The organism is Streptomyces sp. CBMA29 (genome assembly GCF_014596445.1).
GTDB lineage: Bacteria > Actinomycetota > Actinomycetes > Streptomycetales > Streptomycetaceae > Actinacidiphila.
Map to the genome: position 1 here is coordinate 1 of NZ_MECL01000098.1, position 794 is coordinate 794.

General features: G+C 70.7%; 1 protein-coding gene. It reads right to left on the reverse strand.

Features of this window, described 5'->3' with window-relative positions; translation table 11 throughout:
- A partial coding sequence (locus tag BGM09_RS15255) for a DUF3631 domain-containing protein (protein WP_188282121.1) occupies nucleotides 1-794 on the reverse strand: 794 nt, incomplete at both ends.

Here is a 794-nt window from a genome sequence, read left to right on the forward strand (position 1 = left end):
GGGCCGAGGGGGTGGACGGTGGGGCAGTAGCGGCGCCAGGCGTCGGCGAACTTGTTGCGCATGTATCCCTTGCGCTGGGTGTGGTCGCTGATGCGGACGTTGCCGGAGGAGATGCCGAATTCGCGCAGCATGCTGGCGAGGCCGCGCGGGGTCAGGCCGCTTCGCCCCCATTCGGCCCAGGGGGCTTCGGGGTCGCCGTTGAGGGCGAACAGGAGCTGGTCGGTGGCGATGCTGTCGGGGTCGCTGGCGGCGTGGAAGATCCGGCGGATGTCGGCGAGGATGCGCGCGCCGCTGGGCTGGTCGTCCTCGGACTCCGCTTCGGAGGTGACGAGGTGTGTGCATGCCTGTCGGGCCCGCTCGGGCCAGGTGCCGCCCGCGAGGTCGGCGATGATGATCAGCGGTTCCCAGGTGTCAGCGGCGCGGTCCTCGACCGGCATCTGCGGTTCCAGGTGCAGGGCCTGGTCGGCCAGGGGCTTGGCCCAGCGGGCGAGTTCGGTACGCATGGCGCGCAGGGCGGGGCTGTCGCGTTTGGTGCGGTAGGGCGAGACGCGTTCGCCTTCGGCCCGGCGGCGCATCCGGATCACGATGGAGCGGTCCATGATCGTGTCGGGTAGGTCGCCGATGCCTGCGATGGCGGCCATGGCGAAGGTGTGGAACCGGTGCGGGGTGTGCTCGCTGCCCACCACCCTCAGGACGTAGCGGTCGCGCTGGTGCCCGGCGTTGAGCAGGCCGCGCATCTCCTCGTTCTTCTCCGCCATCTTCGGGCTGCCGAAGATCGTGTCGGCCTCGTCCAC